The sequence below is a fragment of the Streptomyces sp. 3MP-14 genome (assembly GCF_006334905.2).
GTDB lineage: Bacteria > Actinomycetota > Actinomycetes > Streptomycetales > Streptomycetaceae > Streptomyces > Streptomyces triticirhizae.
Map to the genome: position 1 here is coordinate 64,799 of NZ_VDLZ02000015.1, position 15,369 is coordinate 80,167.

Here is a 15,369-nt window from a genome sequence, read left to right on the forward strand (position 1 = left end):
CAGGCCACCGCCGCAACCACCGACCATCCGTAAAGAAAAACTCCGTTGGAGCACCATGTCCGTCCCGCCCGAGCACCAGCTCGCCGACCATCTGGCCACCGCCGAACGCACCCGGGCGCTGCTGCCCGAGTTGATGACCGTCGCCCGCCGACTGATCGACGTCTACGCCGGCGACGGGCGGCTCTACACCTTCGGCAACGGCGGCAGCGCCGCCGACGCCCAGCACCTCGCGGGCGAGCTGATCGGCCGCTACCTGCGGGAACGCCGCCCCCTGGCCGCCGTCTCGCTGGTCACCGACCCCTCGGTGATCTCCTGCGTCGGCAACGACTACTCCTTCGACGAGGTCTTCGCGCGTCAGGTGCGGGCCCTCGCGCGACCTGGTGACATGGTCATCGGGTTCACCACATCGGGACGGTCGACCAACGTGGTGCGGGGCCTGGCCGCCGCCCGTGCCGCCGGCGCCGTCACCGTGCTCTTCGGCGGCGGCACCGAGGGCGGCCGGCCCGCCGCCGACCACGCCGACCACGCGCTGATCGTCCCCGAGACGGCCACCGCCCGCGTTCAGGAGATGCACCTGACGCTGCTCCACCTGCTGAGCGAGCAGGTGGACGCCTGGGCCAAGACCACCGACCACGAGCCGCAGCACGAGCCGCAGCAGTTGGAGAACCACACCTCATGAGCACCAGCCCCGCCACCCCCGAGCCCGGCAGGGCCGGCAAGCCCGGCTCCCGGCAGCGCACGCTCCACCTCGTCGGCAACGCCCACATCGACCCCGTCTGGCTGTGGCGCTGGCCCGAGGGACTCCAGGAGATCCGCGCCACCTTCCAGTCGGCCGTCGACCGCATGGAGGAGTACCCCGACTTCGTGTTCACCTGTGACTCCGTGATGTACCTGGAGTGGATCGAACGCCACGACCCCGAGCTGTTCGAGACCGTCCGTCGCCGCGTCGCCGAGGGCCGGTTCCGGATCATCGGCGGCTGGTGGATCGAGCCGGACTGCAACGTTCCCTCCGGTGAGTCCTTCGTCCGCCAGGCCCTCTACGGCCAGCGCTACCTGCTGGAGAAGTTCGGCCGGATCGCGACCGCCGGCAGCAACCTCGACCCGTTCGGGCACAACGCGATGCTGCCGCAGCTGCTGCGCAAGGCCGGCCTGGAGAGCTACCTCTTCCTGCGGCCGGGGCCGCACGAGCAGTCGCTGCCCGGGCAGTTCTTCCACTGGGAGTCGCCCGACGGCTCCCGCGTGCTGGCCTACCGGCTGCCCAACGAGTACTGCGCGCCCGGCGCCGACATCGGGCACCACCTCGACAAGGCCATCGGCCTCATGCCCGACGACGAGCCCGAGCTGATGGTCTTCTACGGCGTCGGCAACCACGGCGGCGGCCCCACCAAGGCCAACCTCGACAGCATCCGCCGGCTCGACGAACTCGGCGGCCTGCCCCGGCTCCAGCTCAGCCACCCCGAGGCGTTCTACGACACGATCAAGGACCGCGAGGACATACCCGTCCACGCCGGCGAACTCCAACACCACGGCCCCGGCTGCTACTCCGCGCACTCCGGCATCAAGGCGTGGAACCGGCGCGCCGAGAACGAGCTGCAACGCGCCGAGAAGTGGGCGGCCATCGCCTCCGTCGTCGCCGAACAGCCGTACCCGCACCGGGAGTTCGCCGAGGCGTGGAAGCTGGTGCTGTTCAACCAGTTCCACGACATCCTCGCCGGCACCGCCATCCGCTCCGCCTACGACGACGCCCGCGACGACTACGGCCGGGCCCGTTCGCTGGCCGCCGAGACGTTCAACAACGCCGTTCAGGCCGTCGCCCGCCGCATCGACATCCCGCAGCGGGACGGCACCGAGCCGCTCGTCGTGTTCAACCCGCACCCGTGGGAGCTGCGCGCCGACGTCGAGTTCGAGCACGCGCGGGCCGCCGTCTCCCGCCTCACCGACGACACCGGCGCCGAGGTGCCGGTCCAGCTGACCCGCTCCGAGTCCACCATGGCCGGCAACCGGGGCCGGCTCGCGTTCCGCGCCCAGGTCCCGCCGATGGGCCACCGCGTCTACCACCTGCTGCCCGGCGGCAACCCGGGGGCCGGCGTCGAGGGCGCGGTCAAGGCCACCGACACCAGCCTGGAGAACGAGCACCTGCGGCTGGTCGTCGACCCGGCCACCGGCTGGCTGTCGTCCCTCTACGACAAGGACACCGGCGCGGAGCTGCTGCCCGAGCGCCCCGGCGCGCACGCCGTCGTGATCGACGACACCTCCGACACCTGGGGCCACCGGGTCCGCGCCTACGACCGGGTGGCCGGGCACTTCGCGTGCCGCCGGGTGTTCCTCGTCGAACAGGGCCCGGTGCGGGCGGTGTTGCGGATCGAGAGCCGCTACGGCAACTCCACCCTGGACGAGGAGCTGGTGCTCTCCGCCGGGTCGGCCCAGGTCGAGGTCCGCACCCGCGTCAACTGGCAGGAGCAGCTCAAGGCGCTCAAGCTCCGCTTCCCGACGGCGCTCTCCGAGGTCACCGCGACCCACGAAATCCCCTACGGTCACCTGGAGCGCGTGCCCGACGGCACCGAGGAGCCCACCCAGGCGTGGGTGGACGTCACCGGCACCCTGCCCGACGGCCGGCGCGCCGGGCTGACCGTCGCCAACGACAGCAAGCACGGCCACGACGTGCTCGACGGCGAGATCGGCATGACCGCGCTGCGCAGCCCCGCCTACGCCTGGCACGAGCCGCAGCAGCTCGACCCCGACGGCGTGTACGAGTACCTGGACCAGGGCGTTCAGGAGTTCCGTTCGCTGCTGATCCCGCACGGCGGCGACTGGCGCGCGGCCGACCCGGTGCGCCGGGCCGCCGAGCTGAACCAGCCGGCGTTCTCCCTGCTGGAGTCCTTCCACGCCGGCCCGCTGGCGCAGCGCGCCGCGCACGCCGACGACGGCGCCGGCGGCGTGCTGGTCACCGTCGTCAAGGAGGACGAGGACGGCACCGGCGACCTGGTGGTGCGCGCGGTGGAGTCCGCCGGCCGCGCCGGCCGGGCGGTCATCGCGCTGCCGATGCTCGAAGGGCGCGTGATCGAGGCCGAGTTCGGGCCGAGCGAGATCAAGACCTTCCGGGTGCCGCGTGACGGTCAGCGGCCGGTCGTCGAGACCGACCTGCTGGAGAGGCCCGGCCAGGCGTGACCCGTTCCACCCGTCCGCTGACCAAGGGATGGCAGGTCAGGCCCTGCCTCGGCGACACCTGGCGCTGGCTCGCCGGGCCCGGCCGTCCCGAGGACGAGCCGGGCTGGCTGCCGGCCCGGGTGCCCGGCTCGGTGCTCGACGACGCGCACCGCGCCGGGCTGGTGGCCGACCCGTTCGTGGCGGACCGCAGCCTGGCCGCCGAATGGGTCCCGCAGCGGACCTGGCTCTATCGGCTACCGCTGACGGACGTTCAACTGGCGGCGGGTGAACGGGCGTTGCTCCGCTTCGACGGCGTGGACCACGACGCGACGGTGCTGCTCGACGGCGAGAAGGTGGCCGGCCACAGCGGGATGTTCGTGCCCTTCGAGGTCGATGTCACGCGCTGGCTGGCCGACGGCGACCGCCACCTGCTGGCGGTCGCCGTCCACCCCGCGCCGGCCAACGAGCCGCAGGTCGGCCGCACCGACCGGGTCGCCGTCCACAAGGCGCGGATGGACTACGGCTGGGACTTCTGCCCCCGGATGCCGCACCAGGGCATCTGGAGGCCGGTCACCCTCCGGGTGGTGGGCCCGCTGGCGCTGGGCGAGGTCTCCGTCGCGACCGAGCTGGACGACCAGCTGACCACCGGACGGGTCACGGTCTCCCCGGAACGGGCGGGCGGCGCCCCACGGCAACTCGCCGACGGCCGGCTGACCGTCGAACTCCTCGACCCCGCCGGCGCGTTGGTCGCCACCCACGAGACCCAGGTGTCGGGCACCGGGGCCGGGTGGCCGACCACCGTCTCTCTCACCGTCCCCGACCCCGAACTCTGGACCGTCAACGGGCTCGGCCCCCAACCCCGCTACACCGTCCGCACCACCCTCACGGGCGCCGACGGCGCGCGCCTGGACCGGCGCGGCGTCACCACCGGGTTCCGGCGGGTGCGGATGGTCGCCAACCCGGGCGCGCCGGCCGGCGCCGCGCCCTACACGCTGGAGGTCAACGGCCGCCGCGTCTACGCCAAGGGCTGGAACTGGGTGCCGCCGGACGCCCGTTACGGCGTGCCGCGCCCCGAGAAGCTGGCGCACCTCCTCCACCTCGCCGCCGACGCCGGTGTCAACCTGCTCCGCGTGTGGGGCGGAGGGCTGCTGGAGAGCGAGGAGTTCTACCGGCGCTGCGACGAACTGGGCCTGCTGGTCTGGCAGGAGTTCAGCCTCTCCAGCTCCGGCATCGACAGCGTGCCCTCCCAACACCCGGAGTACCTGGACCGGTTGGAGCGCGAGGCGAACGCCATCGTGCCCGCGCTGCGCCACCACCCCTCGCTCGCCCTGTGGGGCCCGGGCAACGAACTCCACCACACCGCGAGCGCCACCCCGTTGGACGAGTCCACCTCGCCCGCCATCGCCACGCTCGCCGCCGTGGTGCGGCAACGCGACCCGGGGCGGGTGTGGTTGCCCGGCTCGCCGGCGGGCCGCGCGTTCCTCAACCGGCTCGACCTGATCGAGGACGACCCCGACGCCCAGCACGACGTGCACGGCCCCTGGGAACACCAGGGCCTCGGCGCCCAGCAGCGGCTCTACGACGCCGGAACGTGTCTGCTGCACAGCGAGTTCGGCGTCGAGGGCATGGCCAACCGCCGCGCCTGGAACGCCGTGGTGCCCGCCGACCGGCAGTGGCCAACCGGGCGCGACAACCCGCTGATGGAACACCTCGGCGCCTGGTGGAACAACACCCCGCTGGTGCTGGCCGCGTTCGGCGGCCGGCCCGCCGACCCCGACACCGTGCGGCGCGCCAGCCGCCAGCTCCAGCACGACGGGCTGCGCTATGCCGTCGAGGCCAACCTCCGCCGCGCGCCGAGGAGTTCGGGAACGCTGCCGTGGCAGTTCGACGAGCCGTTCCCCAACGCCTGGTGCACCAGCGCCGTGGACCACCTCGGCGAGCCCAAGTCGGCCTATTACGCGGTGCGTCGGGCCTACCGGGACGCGCACGTGTGCGCCCGGTTCGCCACCCAGGCGTGGGCCGGCCGCGCGCGCTTCGAGGCCGAGCTGTGGTCCTGGGAACGGGACGGCGCCACCCCCGGCTCCACCGTCAGCGCCCGGGTTCTCGCCCTGGACGGAACGGTGGTCGCCGAGGTCGTCCACCCGGCCGGGCGGCCCGCCGCCGGCCCCGCCAGCACGGTGCCGGCCGCGCCCGCCGGGCGGATCTCCTTCCCCCTGGCGGCACTTGGCGACGAGCCGCTGTTCCTGCTGGACCTCGCGCTGCTCGACGCCGACGGCCGGCCGCTGGCCACCGCCCGCTGGACGCACAGCGCCACCGCCGACCTGGCCCCGCTGCTGGACGTTGCGCCGGCCGACGTCACCGCCGAGCCGACCGGCGACGCCGTGCGGCTCACCCACGCCGGCGGGCCGGCCGCGCTCGGCCTCTGGCTGGCCGACGACCGGCCGGCCGACGCCGCCGGCTGGGCCGTGCTCGGCGACAACCTGATCGATCTGCTGCCCGGCGAGTCCGTTCGGGTGCCCCTGGAGTGGCGCGCCGCCCCCGAGGCCGGCCGCTGCCTACGACTGGAAGGGTGGAACGTTCGTGCCCGCCGCCTCGCCTGACCCCGCCGCCCCCACCCACCACGCCGACCCGGCCGGCGGCGTCGCGCTGCGCGCCCCGGCCGACGGCGAGGCCGTGCTGCCCTGGCTGGTGGGCCTGATGGTCGCCGACGGCCGCTGCCGGCCCGTCCCCGTCGAGCGGCGCCGCACCCTGCCCGACGGCGGGCTCCAACTCGACGGCTCCGCCCACGGGTTCACCGCCCGGCTGCGGCTGGCCCCCGGCGCCACAAGCCGCCGCGCCGAGCTGACCGTCCGCCGCGAGGCGCCCACCCCGGCCGACGCCGGCCTCCGCGTCGAGCTGCGGCTCGGCCCCACCGACGACCCCGGCTGGCTGATCCCCGGCGCGTTCTACGGCCAGAACCGGCTCCCCGACTGCGCCCGCCCCTACCCCCGCTACCAGGCCGGCACCCACGACCCCGAGGGCATGGTCGCCGACGCCTGGTCGCTGCGCGCCGACCGCTGCGCCACCCCCGCCGTCTTCGCCCGCGACCAGCGCGGCGGCGCCGCACTCGCCTGCGCCGAGCACGGCCAACTCGGCCCGCAGGGCGTCGGGTTGGCGCTGGCCGAGGGCGGCAGGCCGGCGCTGCGGCTGCACGCCCCCTACCGCGAGGAGCCCGTCTCCTACTACGGCTCCGCCACCCCGCTGCCGCCCGACACCCCGCTCCACCGCTGGGCGCCGGGGGAGGAGCGGACGGTGACGTTCACCGTCCACCTGCTGGACGCCGACCCGCACGCCTACGCGCCCGTCCTCCGCGAGCTGGCCGACGCCGCCGCCTGGGAGGGCCCGCCCGAGCCGGCCGCCTGGGTCGGCCTGGTCGAGGCCGCCGAGCTGACCGCCCACGGCCTGCACCGCTGGCACTACCGCGCCGACCCGCCGGTGCTCCTGGAGACCGTCGCCTTCGACCGGGAGGCGCTGGGCGCGGCCGGCGACCGGCAGGCCATGCACGTCTCCTGGATCAGCGGCACCCCCTACGCCCACGCGCTGCTCGCCCACGCCCGCCGCGTCGGCGACGCCCCACAGGCAGCGGCGGCCGTGGCCGTGCTCGACCACATCGCCCAACACCGCACGCCCGCCGGCACGTTCTGGGGCCAGTGGACCGAGAGCGGCGGCTGGGGCGCCGGCTGGACCGGCGACCGGCAGCGGCTGCACTCCCGCACGCTGGGCGACGCCACCCTCTTCCTGCTGCGCGCCCTGATCGCCGAGCGCGCCCTCGGCCACGACCACCCGGAGTGGGAACGCGCGGTCCGCGCCAACCTCGCGGTCGCCGCCGGCGGCGCCGACCCCGCCAGCGGCCGGCTGGCCGCCGCCCACCACACCGACACCGGCGCCGCCCTCTCGCACCGGGGCAGCGCCGGGCTGGCGTGGATCGCGCCGCTCGTCGAGGCGGCCGAGGCGTTCGCCGAACCCGACCTGCTGGCCGTCGCCCGCCGCGCCGGCGCCGCCTACGCGGCCGACCTCCACGGCGAGTTCCTGTGCGGTGCGCCCGAGGACGTCTCCCTCGCCCCGACCTCCGAGGACGGCTACAACGCGGTCATCGCCTACACGCTGCTCCACGAGGCCGGCCTCGTGGACGACGCCGAACCGGGTCAACGGGACGGCCGCTGGCTGGAGTTGGCGCGGCGGGCCGCCGAGTGGACGCTGACCTTCCGCTACTCCTACGACGTGCGCTTCGACCCGCACACCGTGCTCGCCCAGTACGGCTTCCGCACCCGTGGCCTGGACCAGGCGTCGCCCTCCAACCAGCACCTGCACGCCTTCGGCCTGGTCTGCCTCCCGGAGTGGGTGCGGCTGGCCCGCCACCTCGACGACCCGGCGCTGCTGCGCTCAGCGCGGGAGAACCTGGACGCCTGCCGCCAGTTCGTCGCCCGTGCCGACGGCGACTTCAACGCCTACCGGGGCATGGTCACCGAGCGCTTCTACCAGACGGACTGCTTCCAGGCGAAGGGCATGGTCCTCACCCTCTCCCACGCCTGGACGGTCGGCCTGCTGCTCTACGCCTGCGAAGTGGCCCTGGGCCTCCCGGAGTTCGCCGCCGAGGCGAAGGGGGCGCCGGCGTGAACGAGGCGCTGCCGGTGTGGGGCGAGGCGGACGTGGCGGTGGTCGGCGGCTCGCTGGCCGGCGTCGCGGCGGCCGTCGCGCTGGCCGGGGCGGGCCGGCGGGTGCTGCTCACCGACCCCGGCTATGCGCTGGGCGCCGAGCTGACCGCAGCCAACCGGCCCTGGGTGACGGCGGGTTCGGTGCCGGCGCCACTGGCCAAGCTGGTCGAGGCGGCGCGGGCCGACGTCCCGGCCGGGACGCTCGTGCCGCTGCGGCCCGCCGCGGTGAAGCTGGCCCTGGAGGACGCGGTGCTGTCCGCCGGCGGGCAACTGCTTTATGGCGTGCGGTGGTTGGGCGCGACGGGCGACGTGACGGGGGCGGTGTTCGCCGGCAAGTCCGGGCGGGGCGTGGTCCGGTGCGGCGGGCTGCTGCACGCCGGGCGCGGGCCGCGCGAGGGTCGGGTGTGGAGCGTCGAGTTCGACGGCGTGCGGGGCGCTGCCGCCGGACTTGCGGGGACGGAGCCTTCAGGGCTGGGCGGCGTGCGGCTGGTGCACGGGTACCGGGGGCCCGGGCAGGTGTATGCGCTGGTGAACGTGGCGGCGGGGAACCGGCGGGCGGCGCTGGTGGAGGCGACGCGGCTGCTGCGGGAACATCCCGGCTTCTCCGGCACCGAGCTGGGGGCGGTGGGGACGGTGCCGCTCGCCGGGGGCGCCCTGCCGGCGTGGCAGCAACGGGAAGAAGGCGGCTGGGAGTTGGGGGGTGGGGCGGCCTCGGCGGGGGTGGGGGATCTCGTTGATGCCGGGGAGCTGTGGTCGGTGGGGTTTTTCCCGCCCGCCCATCGTTCCTCGGGCCGGAAGGCCCCTGCCCCGGCCGCGCCGCCCCCGCCTCGCACCCTCAGGACCGACGTGCTGGTCGTCGGCGGCGGGACCAGCGGGGCCTCGGCCGCGCTCGGCGCGGCCGGCGCCGGCGCCGAGACCGTGCTGGTGGAGTCCGGGCCAGGGCCCGGCGGCACCGGGACGCACGGCGGCGTGCACAGCTACTGGTTCGGCCGCCGCACCGGCCACGCCGCCGAGATCCAACGCCTCACCCGCGAGACCCACCGCGCCCTCGGCCTGCGCCACGGCGGCGTCGGCCGCTGGAACATCGAGGCCAAGTCCCTCGCCCTGCACCGCGCGCTGCGCCGCGCCGGCGTCCAACTCCACTACGAAACGCAGGCGTTCGACGTCATCAAGGACGGCGACCGGGTGGTCGGCGCCGTCTTCGCCGACGCCGAGGGCCGCACGTTCGCCGTCCGCGCCCGCGTCGTGGTCGACGCCACCGGCGACGCCGACCTCGCGGCCTGGGCCGGCGCGCCCTGCTCCTACGGCGCGGCCGACACCCACACCGTGATGTGGTCGGCGCTGCCCCGCTTCGACACCCCGTCGAGCACCGTCAACAGCTTCGGCGGGCTGGCCGACCACACCGACGTCCGCGACACCACCCGCGCCGTGCTGGCCGCCCGCCGCCGCGCCCCCGAGGCGCACGACCACGCGGCGCTGCCGGTGGCCAGGGAGACCTGGCACCTGGTGGGCCAGGTCACGCTGACCCTCACCGACCAACTCACCCACCGCCGCTGGCCCGACGCCGTGAGTGTGCACTTCTCCAACCACGACCTGAAGGGCAAGGGCGAGGCCCTGTGGCCCCAACTCGGCCTGATCCCGCCCAATCTGGAGATCGACGTCCCCTACCGCGCCCTGCTGCCGAGGAACGTCACCGGGCTGCTGGTCACCGGCAAGGCCATCTCGGCCACCCACGACGCGCTGCCCGCGCTGCGGATGCAGGCCGACCTGGAGAACCTGGGCGAGGTCACCGGCCTCGCCGCCGCCCGCTGCGCCGCCCGGGGCGTGCCCCCGCACCGGCTCGATGTCGCCGCGCTCCAGGCGGAGTTGCGGCGGCGCGGCCGGCTGCCGGCCCGGCGACCCGCGCCCGAGGTCCCGGGCACGCCGGCGCTGGTCGAGGAGCTGGGCCGGCGGCTGCCGCTGCACTCCTACTCGGACATGGGGCGGCGCGAGGTGTTCCGGGACGTCATCCCGTTCGTCCACCTCGCCCTCGACCAACGCCCCGCGACCACCGAGGCGTTGACCACGGCGCTGGGCCGGGCCACCGGACAACTCCGCACCGTGCTCGCGCAGTTGCTGGTGCTGCACGGCCAAAGCGCCGGCGCCGACGTGCTGGTGGCCGAGCTGACCGCGACCCTCGCCGGGCCCGCGCTGCCGCCGCGCACCTCCGCGATCCGGGAGGCCCAACTCCCGCCGGACCAGTCCGCGATGCCCGACCCCTGCTATCTCCTGCACACCCTGGCTCTCGCCCGCGACCCCAGGGCGATCCCGCTCTGGGCGCGGGTCGCCGCGCTCCTCGACGCCGACGAGGCGGCCTTCCGCGACCCGGCCGCCGCCCCGTTCAGCTGGGTCGACGCCGTCTGCGCCGGCGCCGAACGGCTCGGCGACCCCGCCGCCGTCGACGCGCTGACCGCGCTCCACGACCGGCCCGCGCTGCACGGCCAGTGGCGCACCGAAGGCGTCGAACCCGACGACCTTCAGGAGCGCCGCGCCCTGCTGGAACTGGCCATCGCCCGGGCGCTCGCCGCCTGCGGCAGCCCACGCGGCCACCGGACGCTCGTCGCCTATCTGGCCGACAACCGCGCCCTGTTGGCCGCCCAGGCCCACACCCGCCTGACCCTGCTCACCGGCGTCGACCACGGCGCCGACCGCGCGGCCTGGCTGGCCCACCTCGACCGCGAGGACCCGCCCGCACCCCGGCCCCTGCCACCCGCGCACGACCCGCACCGCCACGACACCCCCGCGTTGATCCCTTCGCGGACCCCCGTTCAGGGAGCACTCCCATGACCACCCCCCGCACCCGCCCCCGCGCGGCGCTGCTCGGCCTCGGCCTGCTGTTGGCCGTCGCCACCGGCTGCGCCGGGCCATCGGGCGACGGCGACGCGCTCAAGGTCGCCTACCCGTTCTGGGGCGAGGACGACATCCTGCACCGCCAGATGCAGCGCACCGCCCAGGAGTACGAGGAAGCCCACCCGGGCCGCGAGGTCGAGCTGATCCCCGTGCCCGACCAGCGCGGCAACTTCGCCACCAAGATCGAGCTGATGCAGCGCTCGGCCGCCAGCGCCCCCGACGTGGTCTTCCAGGACACCGTGATGACCAATGCCGACGCCCAGGCCGGCTATCTGCGGCCCATCGACGAGGAGTTGGCCGACTGGCCGGACTGGGCACAGTTCGACGACACCGCCCGCCAGGCCACCCGCGCCGCCGACGGCCACACCTACGGCGTGCTCACCGGCACCGACGTGCGGGCCGTCTTCTACGACAAGCGGCTCTTCGCCGAGGCCGGCCTGCCCACCGACTGGCAGCCCCGCGACTGGGACGACATCATCGAGGCCGGCCGCGCCATCGAGCACGCCACGGCCGATGCCGACGGCACCGCCGACGAGGTCATCCCGATCAACGTCTACGCCACCAAGTCGCTTGGCGAAACCACCGCCATGCAGGGCCTGTTGATGCTGCTCTACGGCACCGACGACGGCTTCTACGACCCGGACGACGACCTGTTCGCCGGCGACACCCCCGGGCTGCGGGACAGCCTCGGCTTCGTCGACACCGTCTTCGCCGAGGGCCTGGGCCCCGGCGAGGGCGACGCGTACAACCCGAACTTCGGCAACCTCCTCAGCTCCGAGCTGCTGCCGCAGGGCCGCGTCGGCATCGCCATCGGCGAGGGCTCCTGGACGCCCAAGAACTGGCTGCCCGGCGGCGGTTCGCCCTGGCCCGAGTGGACCGAACACCTGGGCGTCGCCGCCATGCCCACCCAGCACGGCCAGGCGCCCGGCCGGGTCAGCCTCTCCGGCGGCTGGATGCTGTCGGTCAGCGCGCACAGCCAACAGCCCGACGCCGCCTTCGACTTCGTCACCCGGGCCGCCGACCGGGACAACGCCCTGGAGTTCGCCGTGGAGAACGCGCAGCTCGCGGTCCGGCACGACGTCGCCGCCGACCCCGCGTACCTGGACGCCCTGCCCACCAACCGGTTCTTCACCGACCTCCTCGAAGACACCGCGTTCCGGCCCACCGTGGTCGACTACCTCCAGGCCAGCGGCTGGGCGCAGATCGCCATGGAGGCGGTGCTCACCGGCACCGACCCGGCCGACGCCGCCGAGGAGTACGCGGCCGGGCTCCGCGCCGACCTGGGCGAGGACCGGGTGAGGCGGTCATGACCACCACCACGCCCGTCGAGCCCCGCGTCAGGACCGAGCCGCGCGGGGCCCGGCACCGCCGCTCCGCCGGGCGGCTGGCGCCGCTGCTGCCGGCCGCGCTGCTGCTGGCCGTCTTCTTCCTCGGCCCGGTGCTCTGGTCGGTCTACGCCGCGTTCACCGACGCCGCGCTGACCGGGCCCACGGCCCGCGACGCCAACTTCGTCGGCCTGCGGAACTTCACCCGCCTCTTCGGCGACGACCGCTTCGCCTGGGCGATCTGGGCCACCGTCATCTTCGCCGTCGCCTCCGGCATCGTCGGCCAGAACGGGCTCGGCCTGACCCTGGCGCTGCTGCTGCGCGGCCGGGCCCGCTGGCTGCGGAACGTCATCGGCGTGCTGCTCGTCGGCGCCTGGGTGCTGCCGGAGATCGTCGCCGGCTTCACCCTCTACGCCTTCTTCACCGCCGACGGCAGCCTCGACGCCGTGCTCACCGGGCTCCACCTGCCGAGCCCGGACTGGCTGGTCGAACACCCCATGCTGACCGTGGTGTTGGCCAACATCTGGCGCGGCACCGCGTTCTCCTGGATGGTCTACACGGCCGCCCTCGACGAGATCCCGCAGGAGATCGAGGACGCGGCGGCCACCGACGGCGCCGACGGCTGGCGGCAGCTGGTCTTCGTCACCCTGCCGCTGATCCGGCGGGCCATGCTCACCAACCTGATGGTGGTCACCCTCCAGACCCTCGCCGTCTTCACGCTGATCTTCGTCCTCACCGGCGGCGGCCCGTCCGGCGCCACCGAGACCGTGCCCCTGTACATGTACCAGCAGGCGTTCCGGTTCTTCCAGCTCGGGCAGGGCACCGCGATCGCGCTGGTGCTGCTCGCGATCGGCGGCCTGTTCTCCCTGCTCTATCTGCGCGTCCTGAAGCCGGAGGTCGACTGATGTCCCGCGTGATCACCGGCGGGCTCTCCGTCGCCTCGCCCCGCCGCCGCACCAGCTCCCTCCTGGTCCACCTGGTGCTGCTGGGCGTGGCGCTGTGCTTCGCCGCCCCGTTCGCCTGGCTGCTGCTGGCCTCGGTGGACGCCGACGCCGGGCCCGACGCGCGGCTGCCCGACTGGACGGCCGGCAACTTCGAGGCCGTGCTGGACTGGGAGACCAGCATCCGGCCCATCGTCAACAGCCTGCTGCTGTGCGGCGGCGCCGCCGTCGTCAACATGGTGGTGGCGGTGCTCGCGGCCTACCCGCTCTCCCGGCACCGGCTGCGGTTCAAGCGGCCGTTCCTCTACACGCTGCTCTTCGCCACCGGCCTGCCGATCACCGCGATCATGGTCCCGGTCTACGAGATGTTCGTGCGGCTGGAACTCGTCGACTCGCTGCCCGCCACCGCGCTGTTCCTGGCCACCGCGACGCTGCCGTTCTCCATCTGGCTCACCAAGGGCTTCATGGACGGCGTCCCGGTCAGCCTGGAGGAGGCCGCCTGGACCGACGGCGCCTCCTCGTTCACCGCGCTGCGCCGCATCGTGCTGCCGCTGATGGCGCCGGGCATGGCCGTGGTGGCGGTCTTCACCTTCATCGGCGCCTGGGGCAACTTCTTCATCCCGTTCGTGCTGCTCCAGTCCCCGGAGAAGGAGCCGGCGGCCGTCGGCCTCTACACCTTCTTCGGCCAGTACGGCACCGTCGCCTACGGCCAGTTGGCGGCGTTCTCGGTGCTGTACTCGCTGCCGGCGGTGCTGCTCTACGTGCTGGTCTCCCGCCGGATGGCGCGCGGCTTCAACCTGGGCGGGGGGATCAAGGGGTGAGCGTGGCTGCGGTGACCTTTGCCGGTCTGGACGTCGGCACCACCACGACCAAGGCGGTGCTGTGCGACCCGGCGGGCCGGGTGCTGGGCCGCGCCGAACGCCCCACGCCGCTGGGGGAGTCGGACGCCGGGCGGCTGGTCGCCGGCGCGCTGGACGCGCTGGCCGAGGCGCTGGCCGGGCGTGCCCCGGCGGCGGTCGGCGTCACCGGGATGGCCGAGACCGGCGTCCCGCTGGATGCCGACGGCGAACCCTGCGGCCCGCTGCTGGCCTGGCCCGACCCGCGCGGCGCCGCCCAGGCCGCCGCGCTCGCCGACCGGCTGGGCGCCGCCGCGCTGCACGGGACCACCGGGGTGCGGCCCGCCGCCAAGGCGCCGCTGGCCAGGTGGCGTTGGCTCGCCGAGCGGGCGCCGGCGGCGCTGGCCGCCATGCGCGGCTGGGCCGGCGCGCCCGAGTTGGCGGTGCGGGCGCTCACCGGGCGGCTGGCCACCGAGGTCACCCTCGCCCAGCGCACCATGGCGTTCGACGTCCACCGCCGGCGCTGGGACGCCGCGTTGCTCGCCGAGGCCGGGCTCGACCCGGACCGGCTGCCGCCGGTGCTGCCGCCCGGGCGGCCGACCGGCGGCGTCACCGCCGGCGCCGCCGCGCGGGTGCCCGGGCTGCGCGCCGGAACGCCCGTGCTGCTCGCGGGACACGACCACCCCGTCGGCGCCTGGGCCGCCGGGGTGCGCGCCCCGGGCCAGGTCGCCGACTCGCTCGGCACCGCCGAGGCCGTGCTCACCCTGGCCGCTGGGCCGCCCGACGCCGCCTCGGCGTTGGGGCAGGGCATGGGCTTCGGCCGCGCCGTGGACGGCGCCACCTGGTACCTGCTGGCCGGCACCGGCAGCTGCGGCGCCCTGGTCGAGTGGGCCGGCGACCGGCTGCTGGGCCTGCCGCCCGGCGCCGAACGGCACGCCGCGCTCGGCGCGCTGCTCGCCGCGGCGGGCCCCGGCCCCACCGGCATCACCGTCGAGCCCTACCTCACCGGCCGCTCGGCCCCGGCCCCTGACTTGGGCCGGCGGCTGGCCCTGCACGGCCTCACGCCCGAGGACGACCGGGCCCAACTCGCCCTGGCCGTCGTGGAGTCCACCGCCTACCAGGCGCGCTGGATGGTCGAGACCCAGGCCGCGCTCACCGGCCACCGACCCGAGGCGGTCACCCTGCTCGGCGGGCCCGTCGCCCAGCCGCGCTGGCCCCGCGTCAAGGCCGCCGTCAGCCCCTGGGCGACCCGCGTGCTGGCCGAGCCGCACGCCCCGGCGCTCGGCGCCGCGCTGCGCGCCGCCGAGGCTGCCGGCCACCCGACGCCCAAGCCCCTGCCCACCGAACGCCTCGCCCCCGGCGAGGAGGAGAACGCGGCGGCCTACCAACGCCGTTACGCCGAAGCGTTCCTGCCCCTGGTCACCGCGCGGAGCCCCGACCGGGCCGCAGAGCCGGCCGCAGAGCCGGCCGGCGACCCGGCCGGCGACCGGACCCACGACCTGCCCAACGACCCCCGACAGCAACGGAGTTGACCCCC

9 protein-coding genes are annotated in these 15,369 nt (G+C 75.2%); all 9 read left to right on the forward strand.

The annotated features are described in order from the left end of the window. Nucleotides 1–55 precede the first annotated feature (55 nt). From FH609_RS23405 to FH609_RS23440, 9 genes are read left to right on the forward strand one after another with little or no spacing between them, the layout of a single operon-like run. On the forward strand, nucleotides 56–679 hold the full coding sequence (locus tag FH609_RS23405; RefSeq protein ID WP_139667436.1) for an SIS domain-containing protein: 624 nt from the start codon (nucleotides 56–58) through the stop codon (nucleotides 677–679). After that, the gene (locus FH609_RS23410; protein WP_139667437.1) at nucleotides 676–3,168 is read left to right on the forward strand and encodes an alpha-mannosidase; all 2,493 of its coding nucleotides are present in this window, start codon (nucleotides 676–678) and stop codon (nucleotides 3,166–3,168) included. Before FH609_RS23405 ends, FH609_RS23410 begins: the two co-directional genes overlap by 4 nt. After that, complete coding sequence (locus tag FH609_RS23415; protein ID WP_139667438.1) at nucleotides 3,165–5,747, forward strand: glycoside hydrolase family 2 protein; 2,583 nt, start codon at nucleotides 3,165–3,167, stop codon at nucleotides 5,745–5,747. The genes FH609_RS23410 and FH609_RS23415 overlap by 4 nt, the downstream gene beginning before the upstream one ends. Further along, the gene (locus FH609_RS32190) at nucleotides 5,728–7,803 is read left to right on the forward strand and encodes a hypothetical protein (protein ID WP_193317873.1); all 2,076 of its coding nucleotides are present in this window, start codon (nucleotides 5,728–5,730) and stop codon (nucleotides 7,801–7,803) included. The genes FH609_RS23415 and FH609_RS32190 overlap by 20 nt, the downstream gene beginning before the upstream one ends. Then, nucleotides 7,800–10,667 (forward strand): FAD-dependent oxidoreductase, encoded by a 2,868-nt coding sequence (locus FH609_RS23420; RefSeq protein WP_193317874.1) that lies wholly within the window; start codon nucleotides 7,800–7,802, stop codon nucleotides 10,665–10,667. The genes FH609_RS32190 and FH609_RS23420 overlap by 4 nt, the downstream gene beginning before the upstream one ends. Next, a complete protein-coding gene (locus FH609_RS23425; protein WP_139667440.1) occupies nucleotides 10,664–12,040 on the forward strand; it encodes an extracellular solute-binding protein in 1,377 nt (458 codons plus the stop codon). The genes FH609_RS23420 and FH609_RS23425 overlap by 4 nt, the downstream gene beginning before the upstream one ends. Continuing rightward, nucleotides 12,037–12,960 carry a carbohydrate ABC transporter permease gene (locus tag FH609_RS23430; protein ID WP_139667441.1) on the forward strand — a complete coding sequence of 308 codons (924 nt, stop codon included), beginning with the start codon at nucleotides 12,037–12,039 and terminating at the stop codon, nucleotides 12,958–12,960. The genes FH609_RS23425 and FH609_RS23430 overlap by 4 nt, the downstream gene beginning before the upstream one ends. Then, complete coding sequence (locus FH609_RS23435) at nucleotides 12,960–13,817, forward strand: carbohydrate ABC transporter permease (protein ID WP_139667442.1); 858 nt, start codon at nucleotides 12,960–12,962, stop codon at nucleotides 13,815–13,817. The genes FH609_RS23430 and FH609_RS23435 overlap by 1 nt, the downstream gene beginning before the upstream one ends. Before the next feature lie 11 nt (nucleotides 13,818–13,828). Beyond that, entirely contained in the window at nucleotides 13,829–15,364 is a 1,536-nt protein-coding gene (locus tag FH609_RS23440) for an FGGY-family carbohydrate kinase (RefSeq protein WP_193317875.1), read from the forward strand. The last annotated feature ends 5 nt before the right edge of the window (nucleotides 15,365–15,369 follow it).

Coding starts and splice junctions, on each gene's coding strand:
- FH609_RS23405 (WP_139667436.1), top strand. CDS start 56: ATGTCCGTCCCGCCCGAGCACCAGCTCGCCGACCATCTGGCCACCGCC.
- FH609_RS23410 (WP_139667437.1), top strand. CDS start 676: ATGAGCACCAGCCCCGCCACCCCCGAGCCCGGCAGGGCCGGCAAGCCC.
- FH609_RS23425 (WP_139667440.1), top strand. CDS start 10,664: ATGACCACCCCCCGCACCCGCCCCCGCGCGGCGCTGCTCGGCCTCGGC.
- FH609_RS23430 (WP_139667441.1), top strand. CDS start 12,037: ATGACCACCACCACGCCCGTCGAGCCCCGCGTCAGGACCGAGCCGCGC.
- FH609_RS23435 (WP_139667442.1), top strand. CDS start 12,960: ATGTCCCGCGTGATCACCGGCGGGCTCTCCGTCGCCTCGCCCCGCCGC.